Origin of the sequence: Mumia sp., from assembly GCF_028803055.1 — a bacterium.
GTDB lineage: Bacteria > Actinomycetota > Actinomycetes > Propionibacteriales > Nocardioidaceae > Mumia.
Window position 1 is genome coordinate 1 of the sequence record NZ_JARBCJ010000096.1, and the last position, 12,553, is coordinate 12,553.

Sequence of the window (12,553 nt, forward strand, 5' to 3'; positions counted from 1 at the left end):
CGTCTCGATCTCGGCGGCGTCGGCGACCAGGCCGGTCCGTAGCGTGGAGCCATCGTCGTCGGCCGGCTCGCCGTACAACCAGTCGCGCAGCTCCCGCTCCTGACGCCGGGCGAGCGTCGCGACCTGCGCCGGGTCGTTCGCGTTCTTCTGCAGCAGCGCCAGGGTCTGCAGGACGGAGTCGTGGAGGTGGGCCGCCACGTCGGCCCGCTCCTGCGACCGCACGCGCTCGCGCCGCTCGGCGGCGAGATCACTGACCAGGCGTACGATCCACGGCCCGAGCAGCAGGCCGGCGCCGGCGACGGCGACGACCAGCGCCGCGAGCAGCTGGGCGGCCGACCCCAGACCGCCCCCGAGCTGCGCGACGAACACGCCGTAGGCGATGAGCACCAGCAGGGCGCCGGCCGCCATCCTCAGCACGGCGGCCCATCCTGACGTCACCCTGACCCAGCGGCGCAGCAACCGGTCGTCGGCCTGGCGCCAGATGAGCGCGAAGCCGGCGATCGCCAGGACAGCGGGGAAGACGAGGCTCGAGACCCTGTCGCTGCCCAGGACGAACCATGCCACGCCGACCCCGAGCACGACGAGCGCGGTGGTCTGCAGGGTCATCCTGTTCGACGGCGGTGTCGCCTCGTCCTCGTCGAGCCGCAGCCCGCGGCGGGTCGCACTGGCCAGCCCGGGCGAGCCATCGGCGCTCCCCAGCGGGACGAAGACCCAGAAGGCGACGTACGCCAGGACGCCGGCGAGCTGGAACAGCGTGCCCACGACGAACGCGAGCCGCACCCACAGGACAGGGACGCCGAGGTGGTCGGCGAGTCCCTGCGCCACCCCGCCGAGAACGCGGGGGCTCGCGGATCGAGAGAGCCGTCTCACCGGTGTCGCACTGATGGTCACGCTGTCGATCGTCACACGCGGGGCTGGTCTCGGACCAGCCGGATCGACCCCTGAGCGACCCTGGGGCGGTGTGGCGCGGACCGGGTGCGGACCAGGGGTCTCACCCATACTCCAAGTGACAGCAGCCGAGCAGGATGGAGCCATGGACGACACGACCTCACGCCCCGAGGACCCGGTGACACCACCGGCGAGCCTCGGGACCGGCTCGAGCACCGCGCCCGAGGGCGCGGCCCGACCACCGACCACCGGTTCGCTGACCGACATCCGGCGGACCGAGAGCGGACGCATGGTGGCCGGGGTGTGCGCGGGCATCGGGCGGACGCTCGGGATCGACCCGGTCATCCCGCGCATCCTGTTCGCGGTCTTCACCCTCGTGGGGTTCGGTGGTGTCATCGCCTACGTCGCCTCATGGATCCTGATTCCGGACGAGCGGACGGGCGAGAGCTATCTCAAGCGATGGTTGGGACTGGGCGACAGCGAGCCCCAGATCCGTCTCGTCGGTCTCGGGGCCGCGGGGCTGATCGCGGTCACGTGGACCTGGGGCTGGGGATGGCAGATCGGCCCGCTGTGGGTCGCGGCGCTGGTCGTCATCGCGTGGGTCGGCTACCGCGAGTACCAGGAGCGGCGGGACTCCGGCACCTCCTCGGTCACGCCGCCGCCGAACGTGCCGCCTCCGCCGGCGCCCTCGTACGCTCCTCCGCCGTGGGCGCCGACCGCTCCGGCGCCGGTGACCCCGACGCCCTTCGCGCCGACCGGAGCCCCGTCGTACGCCGCCGTGCCTCCTGTGCCGCCAGGACCACCCGGACCAGCGTGGGGTTCCGCTCCTCAACCCGCCCCGGTGAAGCCGCCCAAGCGGCCGAACCCGCGGCACGACCGCGGGACGCTGACCGTCATCACCCTCTCGGCGATGCTCATCGTCACCGGTGTCACGCTCGTCGCCACCCAGGGCGACCTCGCGCCGTCGGTCTACGCCGCGGCGGCGACGGGCACACTCGCGCTGGGCATGCTGATCGGCACGGTGTTCGGCAACGCTCGTCCGTTGATCCTGCCGGCCATCCTCGCCGTCATGGTCCTCGCTGTCTCCACCGTCATCCCACGCCTGGACGCCGGCCGGATCGAGACCGTGCCGACCAGCGCGGCGGACCTGAGGTCCGGCTACGCGGTCGGGACGGGCGAGGTCGTGGTGGACCTGCGGCAGGTCTCCGACCCCGCGGCCCTGGACGGGCGCCGGCTCGAGCTGGAGGTCGGTCTGGGTGGCGTCAGGGTGTACGTCCCCGCCACCCTCGACATCGACCTCGACGCCTCCGTCGGCGCCGGCTCGATCACAGCCCTCGGCTACCAGCGCGGCGGCGTGCAGACGTCGCTGGACGTGCGCGACGACACCTCGCTCCCCGACCTCATCCTCAGCATCGACGTCTCCCTCGGTGACGTGGAGGTGATCCGCTCATGAAGCGTCATCCGTTGGACGCCGTCACCCTCGTCGCGCTCGCGTTCGTGCTCGTCGCGGGCGCCCTGTGGGGCATGTGGTACGCCGGTTGGGAGCCGGCCACCCTCGCGGTGGCGGCCCCCCTGCTCCTTGTCGCCCTCGGCACGGTCGGGCTCGTCGCGACGCTGATCGCCGCGCGCCAGGCGGGTCGGCGGCAGCGCGAGCAGCGCACCGCGGTGGCGCCACCGACGACTCTGGACCCCACGCCGGGCGCTGCCGAGCAGCCGGACGACGACGACCCGGCCGAGAACACCGACACCGTCCCTGCCGACACACTCACCTTGGAGGACCTCACGCGGTCCTCCGACGACCGAGAGGACCCCCGATGAACCGTTCCAAGCAGCTCGCCCGCACGACCCACGACAAGTGGATCGGAGGAGTGTGCGGAGGACTGGCCCGCTATCTGGGCGTCGACCCGACCGTCGTCCGGCTGGGGTTCGTCGTCCTGACGCTGCTCGGACTGGGATCCATGATCCTCGTCTACCTCGTCGCCTGGCTCCTCATGCCCGCCGACGCCTGAGCCACCACCACCCCCTGAGGGGCGCGCGGGTCGGGAGGACGGTGGCGGGCCCTCACCGCGAGCGCGGGCGCTCGAACAGCCGCGACATCACGATCGCGCTGCGTGTCCGCTCGACCCGCGCGTGCTCCCGCATCCGCTCCACGACCTGCTCGATCTCGGTCATGCTCGTCGCCATCACGTGCACGATCGCGTCGGCGTGGCCGGCCACCGTCCACGCGCCGACGATCTGCGGGATGGCCGCGAGGTTGCGCTTGAGCTCGGCCACGGAGACGTTGCCGTCGTAGTAGATCTCGACGTACGCCTCGGTGGTCCAGCCCAGCGCCGCCGGGTCGGTGAGGGCGGTGAACCCGGTGATCTGGCCGCGGGCCCGCATCAGGTCGACCCGACGCTTGACCGCGGGCGCCGACAGCCCGACACCTGACCCGATCTCGGCGTAGGTCGCCCGCCCGTCGCGCATCAGGTGCCCGATGATCTCCCGGTCGACAGCGTCCATCGGTCGGGCCTCCTCGGTGTCGCGCGCGCCCTCGTGCCGCCCAGCCTAGAGCCCGCGGCGCAGTCACGGCCCCTACCCGCCCTGACAGGCACCCCACGTGGTCGCTAGCTCTGCCAGGACTTCCACAGGGCCGCATACGACCCTTCGCGGGCTACCAGCTCGTCGTGGCTGCCGAGCTCGGTGATCGCGCCGTCCTCGACGACGGCGACGCGGTCGGCATCGTGCGCGGTGTAGAGGCGGTGCGCGATGGCGACTACGGTGCGTCCCTCGAGCACCGCGCTCAACGAGCGCTCGAGGGCGCGGGCAGCGCGCGGGTCGATCAGCGACGTGGCCTCGTCGAGCACGAGCGTGTGGGGATCGGTCAGGACGACGCGCGCCAGCGCCAGGTGCTGCGCCTGGGCGTCGGTGAGCCGGTGCCCACCGGATCCGACCATCGTGTCGAGGCCGTGCGGCAGCTGCGCGACCCAGTCGCGCGCACCGACGGCGTCCAACGCTGCCCACAGCCGGTCGTCGGCGGCAGTACCCCCGTCCTCCAGGGCAAGCTGGAGGTTGTCACGCACGGTGCCGACAAAGACGTGGTGCTCCTGCGTCAGCAGCGCCACCCGGCGCCGGAGGTCGTCGAGCTCGAGCTCGGTGACCCCCACCCCGCCGACCGTGACCGCGCCGCTCGTCGGACCCTGGATGCCCGCGATCAGGCGGCCGATCGTCGACTTCCCCGCGCCCGACGGGCCCACGACGGCGAGCCGCTCGCCCGCCGCCAGCTCGAGGTCCACCCCGTGGAGCACCTCTCGGCCCTCGATGTAGGAGAACCGGACGTCGTCGAGCTCGATCTCCTCGCCTGCAGGGGTGCGACCGGTCGGCACCCGGTCGTCCGGGACCTCCGCCACGCCCAGCAGGCGCGCGAGCGACGTCGCACCCACCTGGAGGGTGTCCATCCAGCTGATGATGCGGTCGACCGGGTCGATGAGGAACCGGACGTACAGGACCGCCGCCGTCATCTGGGCCAGCGTGATCGACCCCTGCGCCATCAGCCATCCCCCGACGAGCAGGGTCGCGACGACGGGCACCAGATAGCCGATCTCGACCGCGGGGTAGAACACCGAGCGGAGGTTGCGGGTGTAGGACTCGGCCGCGTACGACTCCGCGATGTCGGCGTCGATGCGTTCGCTGCGCTGCGCGCCCAGCCCGAGGGCCTCGACGGTGCGAGCACCCTCGACGGTCTCGGCGAGCGTGGTGTTGATCCGCGAGTACGAGGCGTGCTCGCGGATGTAGCCGGCGCGCGCACGCGCGAGGTACCACCGGGAGGCCACCCAGATGACGGGCACGCCCAGCACGAGCGGGACGGCGACCCAGCCGCCGACGAGCAGCGCTGCGACGATCGTGCACGCCGCCGTCACGAGAGCGACGACGGTCTCCGGCACCGCGAAGCGCACGGACCATCCGAGCGTGTCGACGTCACGCGACGTCCGGGTGAGGAGGTCGCCCGTCCCAGCGCTCTCGACGACACCGATCGGCAGGCCGAGCGCCTCGTCGACGAAGTCCTCGCGCAGCCGGGCCAGGACGGTCTCGCCGAAGACGGCCGAGCGCAGTCGCGCCCACCGGGTGAGCACGGTCTGCGCCAGCAGGCACACCGCGACGAAGATCGCGATCCGGTCGATGGTGCCGTAGCCGCCCTTGTCGGTCGCGGCCTCGACGAGGTCGCCGATCAACCACGGCACCACGAGGCCGGCGCCGGCTGCCGCACCGTGCAGCACGACGATCACGACGAGGTCGCGGCGGTGGTCGCGCCCGATCCGGCGCAGGTAGGAGCGGAAGACTCGGCTGCCGGCGATGGGCAGGGCATCATGCAACGTCCTCGGCCTCCTCTCGGGTCACGACCTGGCGGTAGGCACGGTCGGTGGACATCAGGTGGTGGTGCTCGCCCCTCGCGACGACGCGCCCTCCGGTGAGGAACACGACCTCGTCGGCGACGTCGAGGACGAGCGGGCTGCTCGTGACGACGACCGTGGTCCGTCCGGCGCGGTGGCGTCTCAGCCGCTGGGCGATCCGCGCCTCGGTGTGCGAGTCCACCGCCGAGGTGGGCTCCACGAGGACGAGCACGTCGGCGTCGGTCAGCAGTGCTCGTGCGAGCACGATGCGCTGGCGCTGACCGCCGGACAGGGACCGCCCGCGCTCGGCCAGCTCACCGTCGAGCCCGTCGTCCAGCGCCTCCAGGACGTCGTCGGCCGAGGCGGTCGTCAGGGCGTGCGCGACCTCTTCGTCCGAGGTCGCACGGCCGGCGTCCAGGGCGTCTCGGAGGCGCCCGCTGAAGAGGGCGGACGCGGTGTCGCTGACGACGACCCGGCGCCGGAGCTCGTCCCGACCGACCGCACCCAGCGGCACGTCGCCGTAGGTGACGGCGTCGACGTCGTCGCGTCCCGGCTGGACGTAGCCTCCGAGCCGGTCCGCCAGCGCCACGGCGTCTCGCGGGTCGTCGCTGACGACGGCGGTCAAGAGGCCCTTGCTCGCCACGAACGAGGTCGAAGCGTCGACAAGGTCGCCGTCGGGCGGGCTGACCGGGTCAGCGGGGTCGGAGACGCTCGGGACGATGCGGAGGATGCGGATGACGTGCCGCGCCGAGACGTGGCCGCGGATGATCTTGTTGGCGGCCTCGGTGAAGGTGCGCAGCGGCAGCAGCAGGAACGTCGCGTAGCCGTAGAACGCCACGAGGTCGCCCGTACTGATCTCCCCGGACGCGGCGTAGCGCGCGCCGAGCCAGACGACGAGCACCACGAACGCCCCGGGGAGCAGGACCTGGAGCGCGTCGAGCACCGACTGCACCCGCGCCACCTGGACGCCGGCTCTGCGGACGTCCTGCGACGCGGCGCGGTAGCGGCGGTCGAACATCGCCTCCCCGCCGATCCCGCGAAGCACCCGCAGGCCGGCGACGATGTCGCTGGCGAGCGTGTTGAGCTCCCCCTGGAGAGCACGGGCGTGCTGGTTGCGTCGGTTCAGACGGCGCAGCAGCGGGCCGGTGGCGAGCATGAGGACCGGGACACCGATCAGCACCACGAGGCCCAACGTGGTCGATGAGCGGAGCAGGATCACCGCGACGACGAGATAAGCGACGATCGCGCCGGCGAAGCGACCCGCGACGTCCACGTAGTTGCCGAGGTTCGCGAGGTCGGTCGCACCCACGGAGACGACCTCGCCGTGAGCGACCCGGCGGTTCAGCTCCGAACCGAGCCGGCCGGAGTGCCCGCTGACCAGCTGGACGTTGCGGTAGGCCGCATCCAGCCACATCTGGACCGAGAGCCGGTGACGGATGATCCCGGCGGCCGCCCCGATCGCACCCACGAGCAGCAGGAGCGCTGACCAGAGCACCAGACCCCGCCCGAACCCGTGCTCCACCACCGCGTCGATCGCCGCGCCGATGACGGCGGGCACCGACGCCTGGGCGACCATCCAGGTGATCCCGAACGTGACCGCGCCGACGAGCGTCCAGCCCTGGACACGCAGGATCCACGCCATGTAGCGGGCCGCCGAACGGAGGTCCGGTGTGCCTGGGTCGTCCAGCGGGAGGCTCTTCACAACGGTCAAGCCTAAGCACCGTGTCGGAGGCGCCGCGATCGAATATCGACCGTCCGGACGGTATGTGATCCTGGTCTCCTCAGCGAAGCAACGAGTCGCCGGTAAAGTGTGTGTCGGTGTGCCGGGAAGTCTGGTCGGCGTCGTCTCGACCACCCCAGAAGGAGCACCGTTGTCCCAGAACACCGTCCTCGGTCGCGGCTCATGGCCTGAGGCCTCGCGCATCGCCGCGCTGCTACGGCAGGAGACCGTCGGCGGCTTCCTCCTGATCGGCGCCGCCGCGGTCGCGATCGTGCTCGCCAACAGCGGACTCGGCGACGCCTACACGACGCTGCGTGACACCCGGATCGGCCCCGAGTCGCTGCACCTGGACCTGAGCCTCGGCACGTGGGCGGCCGACGGCTTGCTGGCCATCTTCTTCTTCGTCGCCGGGCTCGAGCTCAAGCGCGAGCTCGTCGCCGGCGACCTGCGCGACCCGCGTCGAGCGGCGATCCCGATCCTCGCTGCCGTCGGTGGCATGGTCGTGCCGGCACTGATCTTCGTGGCCGTCAACCTCAGCACGGGGGGCACGGCGCTGCGCGGCTGGGCGATCCCCACGGCGACGGACATCGCGTTCGCCCTGGCCGTCCTGGCCGTCCTGGGGTCCTTCCTGCCGACGGCGCTGCGGACCTTCCTGCTCACCCTCGCCATCGTCGACGACCTGCTGGCGATCGTCATCATCGCGTTCTTCTACACCGACCAGCTCGCGGTGGGGTGGTTCGCCGCCGCCCTCGTGCCGATCGGGATCTTCGCGGTGCTGGTGCAGCGACGGGTGCGCTCGGGCTGGATCCTCATCCCCCTCGCGCTGCTCGCGTGGGGCCTCGTCCACGCCTCAGGGGTGCACGCCACGGTCGCGGGCGTCATCCTCGGATTCACCGTGCCGGTGGCGCGCAGAAAGGCAGCGGGCGGCCCGGAGGCCGGCCCAGGGCTCGCCGAGCACTTCGAGCACGTCTGGCGACCGATCTCGGCAGGCATCGCCGTGCCGATCTTCGCGTTCTTCGCCGCCGGTGTCGACGTCGGCGGAGTCAGCGGGCTCCTCGACGCCAACCGCAGCACGATCACGTACGGAATCGTCCTCGGTCTGGTGGTCGGCAAGACGCTCGGCATCGTCGGGGCCACCTGGCTGATGGCGAGGTTCACGCACGCACGCCTCGACCCGTCGCTCGGGTGGATCGACGTCGTCGGCGTCGGGATGCTCGGAGGGATCGGGTTCACCGTCTCCCTCCTGATCGGTGACCTCGCGTACGGTCTCGCCTCGACGTACGACGAGTACGTGAAGATCGGGGTGCTCGAGGGCTCTGTCCTCGCCGCGCTGCTCGCCACGGTCGTGCTGCGGCTGCGCAACCGCCGCTACCGTCGGATCAGTGAGGACGAGGCGTGTGACGACGACCGTGACGGCGTGCCCGACGTCTACCAGCGCGACGACGAGGCGTAGTCGCCGTCGCCCGAGGACGCGCGGTCGTTAAGCGATTGACCGCCCCTCCGACCGGGGACACACTCGCCAGATGCTGCCCGCGATCCATCCCGTCCCCCTGCCTTCCTCCGCCACCTCCCCCGAGGCCTGGGCGCTGCTGGGGGTCGAGCGTGTGCGGGTGGCGAGCGACGACGCACTCCACGGCCACCACGACCTGACGCCGGGCTTCGCCCAGATGGCGTCGATCCTGGCCGACCGCACGTACCGCCCACAGCACCGGATCGTGGCCGTCTGCGACGACCTCCGTACGCCGGAGTCCGTGGTCGGCCACGCGTCGGTCCGGCTGCCCCAGGTCGGCGAGACCGACGTCGTGCACCTCGACCTCGGGGTCGACCCCGCATGGCGTCGGCGCGGGATCGGGACGGCGCTCGCCGCCGTCCTCGCAGAGAGGGTCCGGGAGACGGGACGCACGGTGGTCAAGGCCGAGACGTCGTACGGACGGGTCATCGACGCCGGCAACGAGACGCTGGCGGCGACGACAGGCGTGGGCAGCGTCCCCGCCGACGATCCCGCGACCCGCTTCGCCGTCCGGTACGGGTTCACGCTCGAGCAGGTGGAGCGACAGTCCACGCTCCCGTTGCCGGTCGGCCACGAGCACCTGGCCGGTCTGTCCCGGACGTCGGCCGCGGCCGCCGGCGACGCCTACCGCCTCCACACGTGGGTCGACGAGATCCCCGAGGCGTGGGAGGTCCAGTACGCCCGGCTCCTGACGCGCATGTCGACGGCCACACCGTCCGGCGGGATGGAGCAGGTGGAGGATCCCTGGGACGTCGCACGGCTCCGCGAGGCGACGGCACGACGGCAGGCGACCGGGGACCTGGCGCTCGTCGTCGCGGCCGAGCACGTCCCGACGGGGGAGCTCGCCGCCTACACCGTCGTCGAGTTCACCGACTCACGACCCGAGTCGGTGATCCAGGACGACACGCTTGTGCTGCCGGAGCACCGCGGACACCGCCTCGGGATGCTGGTCAAGTGCCGTCTGCTGGAGACGCTGGCGTCCGTACGCCCGCAGGCGCGGCGCATCCACACGTGGAACGCCGAGGAGAACACGCACATGCTGGCGGTCAACGTCGCGCTCGGCTACCGCCCGGCCAGCGTGAGCGCGCAGTGGCAGCTCCGGCTGACGGACTCCTAGCGCTGGTTGTCGATCTCGGGGGATCCTGTTCGTTGTCCGGGTGAGGGCCCCGACCCGCGGGGCCGACCGAAGGAGAGACCGATGAGCGAGCGCTACCTCTTCATCCTGTTCGACGACGAGGCCACGTGGGCCGAGGCGTCCCCCGAGGAGTGGGAACGCGAGATGGCTGCCCACGACCGATTCTCCAAGGCGGTCGCGGCCGCCGGTGGTGTCGACCACGGGGGCGAGGCGCTGCAGCCGACGACGACCGCGACGACCGTGCGCAACGGGCCCGAGCCGGTCGTCACCGACGGACCGTTCGTCGAGTCGAAGGAGGCGTTCGGCGGCTACTACCTGATCGAGTGCGACGGGCTCGACACCGCGCTCGCGCTCGCGAAGCAGTGCCCCAGCGCGGTCGTCGAGGTGCGGCCGATCCTCGATCTCGGCGGGGAGTGACGGCCCACGTCGCCTGAGACGACACCCGTGACGGTCGACGAGGCCGTCGCCGCGCTGCACCGGGAGCACTGGGGCCGCGTGGTGGCGGCCACGGTCCGCACCGCCGGCGACATCGACACCGCCGAGGACTGCGCACAGCACGCGTTCGAGCGGGCGCTGCAGACCTGGGTGCGCGTCCCGTCGAGCCCGGTCGGGTGGCTCGTCCGGACCGCACGCAACCACGCGCTCGACCTGCACCGCCGGACGGGATCGCTGCGGCAGCGGATGCCCGACCTCGCGCTGCGAGAGGAGTCGCGCCACGCCGACGCCGCGGCCGCCCGCTGGAACGACGAGCTCCTCCGTCTCGTCTTCACGTGCTGCCACCCGTCGCTGTCCGAGGCCGACCGGGTGCTGCTGACGCTGCGGGTGGTCTGCGGGATCCCCACACCGACCGCGGCCTCCCTCCTCCTGATCCGTCCGTCGACCGCGGCGGCTCGGATCACGCGAGCGAAGCGCAAGATCACCGCGGCCGGGATCCGGTACGCCGTCCCGGCCGCGAACGACCTTCCCGAGCGGCTCGGCGCCGTGCTCGAGGTCGTCCACCTGGTGGCCACCGCGGCGCACGAACGACCGCGCGACCCGCAGACCGACGCGCTCGAGGTGGCGTCACGCTCGCTCGCGACGAGCCTCGGCGAGATCTTCCCCGACGAGCCGGAGGTCCTGGGGTTGCTGGGCCTGGTGCTGTTCACGCAGGCGCGCACGTGGGCCCGTCGCGAGGCCGACGTGGTCCTCCTGGACGGTCAGGACCGCGGATCGTGGGACGTGCGGCTGATGGCGGGTGGCCGGGAGGCGACCACCCGAGCGATCGAGCGGGCACTGGCTCGCGACGGCCGTGCAGGGCGGTACGCGCTCCAGGCGGCCATCGCCGGCGTGCACGCCGACGCGGCCAGCGTCGACACGACCGACTGGCCCGCCCTGCTGCGGCTGTACGACCGGCTGGTCGAGGAGTGGCCGACCCCGGTCGTCCGCCTCAACCGCGCGGTCGCGGTGTCGTACGTCGAGGGTCCCGAGGCCGCGCTCACGGCGCTCGAGCCTGTCATCGGCGACCCGAGCCTGCGCGAGTACGCCTACCTCCCCGCCGTGCAGGCGCGACTGCTCGCCGACGTCGGGCGACGCGAGGAGGCGGCCGACGCCTACCGCCGTGCAATCGCGGTCGCCGGCGACGATGGCCAGCGTCGGTTGCTCACGTCACGCCTGGACGCGCTCAGACCCTGACGCCGACGTCGTGGAGGTGGTGCGCGGCGTCGTGGAGGAAGTAGCGTGAGAAGGTCGTGATCGTGAACGACGCCCCGTCGCTCCGACGACCCGTACGCGTCCACTGGTCCGCAGGGACCGCGTCGAAGGCCGCAGCCACGAGCGCCGCCTCGCGGGCGAGCTGCTCGGACACGGCGCCGGGGTCCTGCTCGGAGTACCTTTCGGCGTCCGCGGTCGCGTCCTGGTCCCAGTTCGGATAGGTCGGGCCGTCCTCGTCGAGCATCAGGCCGAGGCGGTGGCGGTACAGCGCGAAGACGTCACGGACGTGGCAGGCGTACTCCAACGGCGACCAGGTGCTCGCGTCCGGCCGGTCGCGCACGTCGGGGCGCTCGAGCACCGCCGGCCATCGTGCGGCGAGCGCACGCACGTGCGCGCCGACCTCGCCGTCGCTGATCGCGGCTGGATCGAACCCGCACTCCGGGCACACCTTCCGCGCCGTCCAGGTCCAGTCCTTCGTGTCGGGGACGATGGCCACGGCTCACTCCCACTCGATCGTGCCGGGCGGCTTGCTGGTGATGTCGACGACCACCCGGTTGACCTCGCGGACCTCGTTGGTGATCCGGGTGGAGATGCGCTCGAGGAGCTCGTACGGGAGACGACTCCAGTCGGCCGTCATCGCGTCCTCGCTGCTCACGGGACGCAGCACGACCGGGTGTCCGTACGTCCGTCCGTCGCCCTGGACCCCGACCGAGCGGACGTCGGCCAGCAGCACCACCGGGAACTGCCACACGTCGCGGTCGAGACCGGCGGCGGTGAGCTCCTCCCGGGCGATGGCATCGGCCTCGCGCACGATCTCGAGACGCTCCTCGTCGACGGCGCCCACGATCCGGATCGCGAGCCCTGGCCCCGGGAACGGGTGGCGCCAGACCATCGCCGGCGGCAGACCGAGCTGCTCGCCGACCTGCCGGACCTCGTCCTTGAACAGCGTGCGCAGCGGCTCGATCAGGCTGAACTCGAGGTCCTCGGGGAGGCCACCGACGTTGTGGTGACTCTTGATGTTGGCGGCGCCCTCGCCCCCGCCGGACTCGACCACGTCCGGATAGAGCGTGCCCTGCACGAGGAACCTGACCGGCGTGCCAGGGGTCTCGAGGATCTCGCGCTCGGCGGCCTCGAAGGTCCGGATGAACTCGCGGCCGATGATCTTGCGCTTCTCCTCGGGGTCGGTGACGCCCGTGAGGTGGCCGAGGAACTGCTCGCGGGCGTCCACGACCTTGAGGTTG

The 12,553-nt window shown here is 72.1% G+C and carries 13 protein-coding genes; 7 read left to right on the top strand and 6 right to left on the bottom strand.

From position 1 onward, the window contains the following. Window positions 1-891: ATP-binding protein (locus PV363_RS10585; RefSeq protein ID WP_301022303.1), on the bottom strand; the 891-nt coding region annotated here is incomplete at its 3' end. A 142-nt stretch (window positions 892-1,033) separates the two neighbouring features. Between PV363_RS10585 and PV363_RS10590 the strand changes: the two genes are divergently transcribed. From PV363_RS10590 to PV363_RS10600, 3 genes are read left to right on the top strand one after another with little or no spacing between them, the layout of a single operon-like run. Further along, window positions 1,034-2,341, top strand: a complete 1,308-nt coding sequence (locus tag PV363_RS10590; RefSeq protein WP_301022304.1) for a PspC domain-containing protein — start codon at window positions 1,034-1,036, stop codon at window positions 2,339-2,341. Further along, window positions 2,338-2,706, top strand: coding sequence for a hypothetical protein (locus PV363_RS10595; protein ID WP_220341988.1), 369 nt, complete (start codon window positions 2,338-2,340; stop codon window positions 2,704-2,706). The genes PV363_RS10590 and PV363_RS10595 overlap by 4 nt, the downstream gene beginning before the upstream one ends. Continuing rightward, window positions 2,703-2,897: a PspC domain-containing protein gene (locus tag PV363_RS10600; protein ID WP_220341989.1), complete on the top strand. Its 195-nt coding sequence runs from the start codon at window positions 2,703-2,705 to the stop codon at window positions 2,895-2,897. Before PV363_RS10595 ends, PV363_RS10600 begins: the two co-directional genes overlap by 4 nt. A 52-nt stretch (window positions 2,898-2,949) precedes the next feature. Here PV363_RS10600 and PV363_RS10605 read toward each other — a convergent pair whose 3' ends face one another. The 3 genes from PV363_RS10605 to PV363_RS10615 form a co-directional block, all read right to left on the bottom strand. Beyond that, entirely contained in the window at window positions 2,950-3,390 is a 441-nt protein-coding gene (locus PV363_RS10605; protein ID WP_220341990.1) for an Lrp/AsnC family transcriptional regulator, read from the bottom strand. Window positions 3,391-3,494: 104 nt separating this feature from the next. Beyond that, window positions 3,495-5,240 (bottom strand): ABC transporter ATP-binding protein, encoded by a 1,746-nt coding sequence (locus PV363_RS10610; protein ID WP_301022305.1) that lies wholly within the window; start codon window positions 5,238-5,240, stop codon window positions 3,495-3,497. Further along, on the bottom strand, window positions 5,233-6,960 hold the full coding sequence (locus PV363_RS10615) for an ABC transporter ATP-binding protein (RefSeq protein WP_220341992.1): 1,728 nt from the start codon (window positions 6,958-6,960) through the stop codon (window positions 5,233-5,235). Before PV363_RS10615 ends, PV363_RS10610 begins: the two co-directional genes overlap by 8 nt. A 169-nt stretch (window positions 6,961-7,129) precedes the next feature. Here PV363_RS10615 and nhaA point away from each other — a divergent pair, with 169 nt between their 5' ends. The 4 genes from nhaA (at window position 7,130) to PV363_RS10635 (ending at window position 11,294) form a co-directional block, all read left to right on the top strand. Further along, window positions 7,130-8,431, top strand: coding sequence for a Na+/H+ antiporter NhaA (gene nhaA, locus PV363_RS10620; protein WP_220341993.1), 1,302 nt, complete (start codon window positions 7,130-7,132; stop codon window positions 8,429-8,431). A gap of 70 nt (window positions 8,432-8,501) precedes the next feature. Then, window positions 8,502-9,605, top strand: coding sequence for a GNAT family N-acetyltransferase (locus PV363_RS10625; RefSeq protein WP_301022306.1), 1,104 nt, complete (start codon window positions 8,502-8,504; stop codon window positions 9,603-9,605). 81 nt (window positions 9,606-9,686) lie between these two features. After that, the gene (locus PV363_RS10630) at window positions 9,687-10,040 is read left to right on the top strand and encodes a YciI family protein (protein ID WP_220341995.1); all 354 of its coding nucleotides are present in this window, start codon (window positions 9,687-9,689) and stop codon (window positions 10,038-10,040) included. Window positions 10,041-10,067: 27 nt separating this feature from the next. Continuing rightward, window positions 10,068-11,294, top strand: coding sequence for a DUF6596 domain-containing protein (locus tag PV363_RS10635; RefSeq protein WP_220345298.1), 1,227 nt, complete (start codon window positions 10,068-10,070; stop codon window positions 11,292-11,294). Here PV363_RS10635 and PV363_RS10640 read toward each other — a convergent pair. Further along, window positions 11,284-11,808: a DinB family protein gene (locus PV363_RS10640; RefSeq protein ID WP_301022307.1), complete on the bottom strand. Its 525-nt coding sequence runs from the start codon at window positions 11,806-11,808 to the stop codon at window positions 11,284-11,286. The genes PV363_RS10635 and PV363_RS10640 overlap by 11 nt on opposite strands. Before the next feature lie 3 nt (window positions 11,809-11,811). Beyond that, the coding region (guaA, locus tag PV363_RS10645; RefSeq protein WP_301022308.1) for a glutamine-hydrolyzing GMP synthase at window positions 11,812-12,553 on the bottom strand (742 nt) is incomplete at its 5' end.

What these genes read in the sequence shown, in the direction of transcription:
- PV363_RS10590 (WP_301022304.1), top strand. Translation starts at nt 1,034, where the DNA reads ATGGACGACACGACCTCACGCCCCGAGGACCCGGTGACACCACCGGCG.
- PV363_RS10595 (WP_220341988.1), top strand. Translation starts at nt 2,338, where the DNA reads ATGAAGCGTCATCCGTTGGACGCCGTCACCCTCGTCGCGCTCGCGTTC.
- PV363_RS10600 (WP_220341989.1), top strand. Translation starts at nt 2,703, where the DNA reads ATGAACCGTTCCAAGCAGCTCGCCCGCACGACCCACGACAAGTGGATC.
- PV363_RS10605 (WP_220341990.1), bottom strand. Translation starts at nt 3,390, where the DNA reads ATGGACGCTGTCGACCGGGAGATCATCGGGCACCTGATGCGCGACGGG.
- PV363_RS10625 (WP_301022306.1), top strand. Translation starts at nt 8,502, where the DNA reads ATGCTGCCCGCGATCCATCCCGTCCCCCTGCCTTCCTCCGCCACCTCC.
- PV363_RS10630 (WP_220341995.1), top strand. Translation starts at nt 9,687, where the DNA reads ATGAGCGAGCGCTACCTCTTCATCCTGTTCGACGACGAGGCCACGTGG.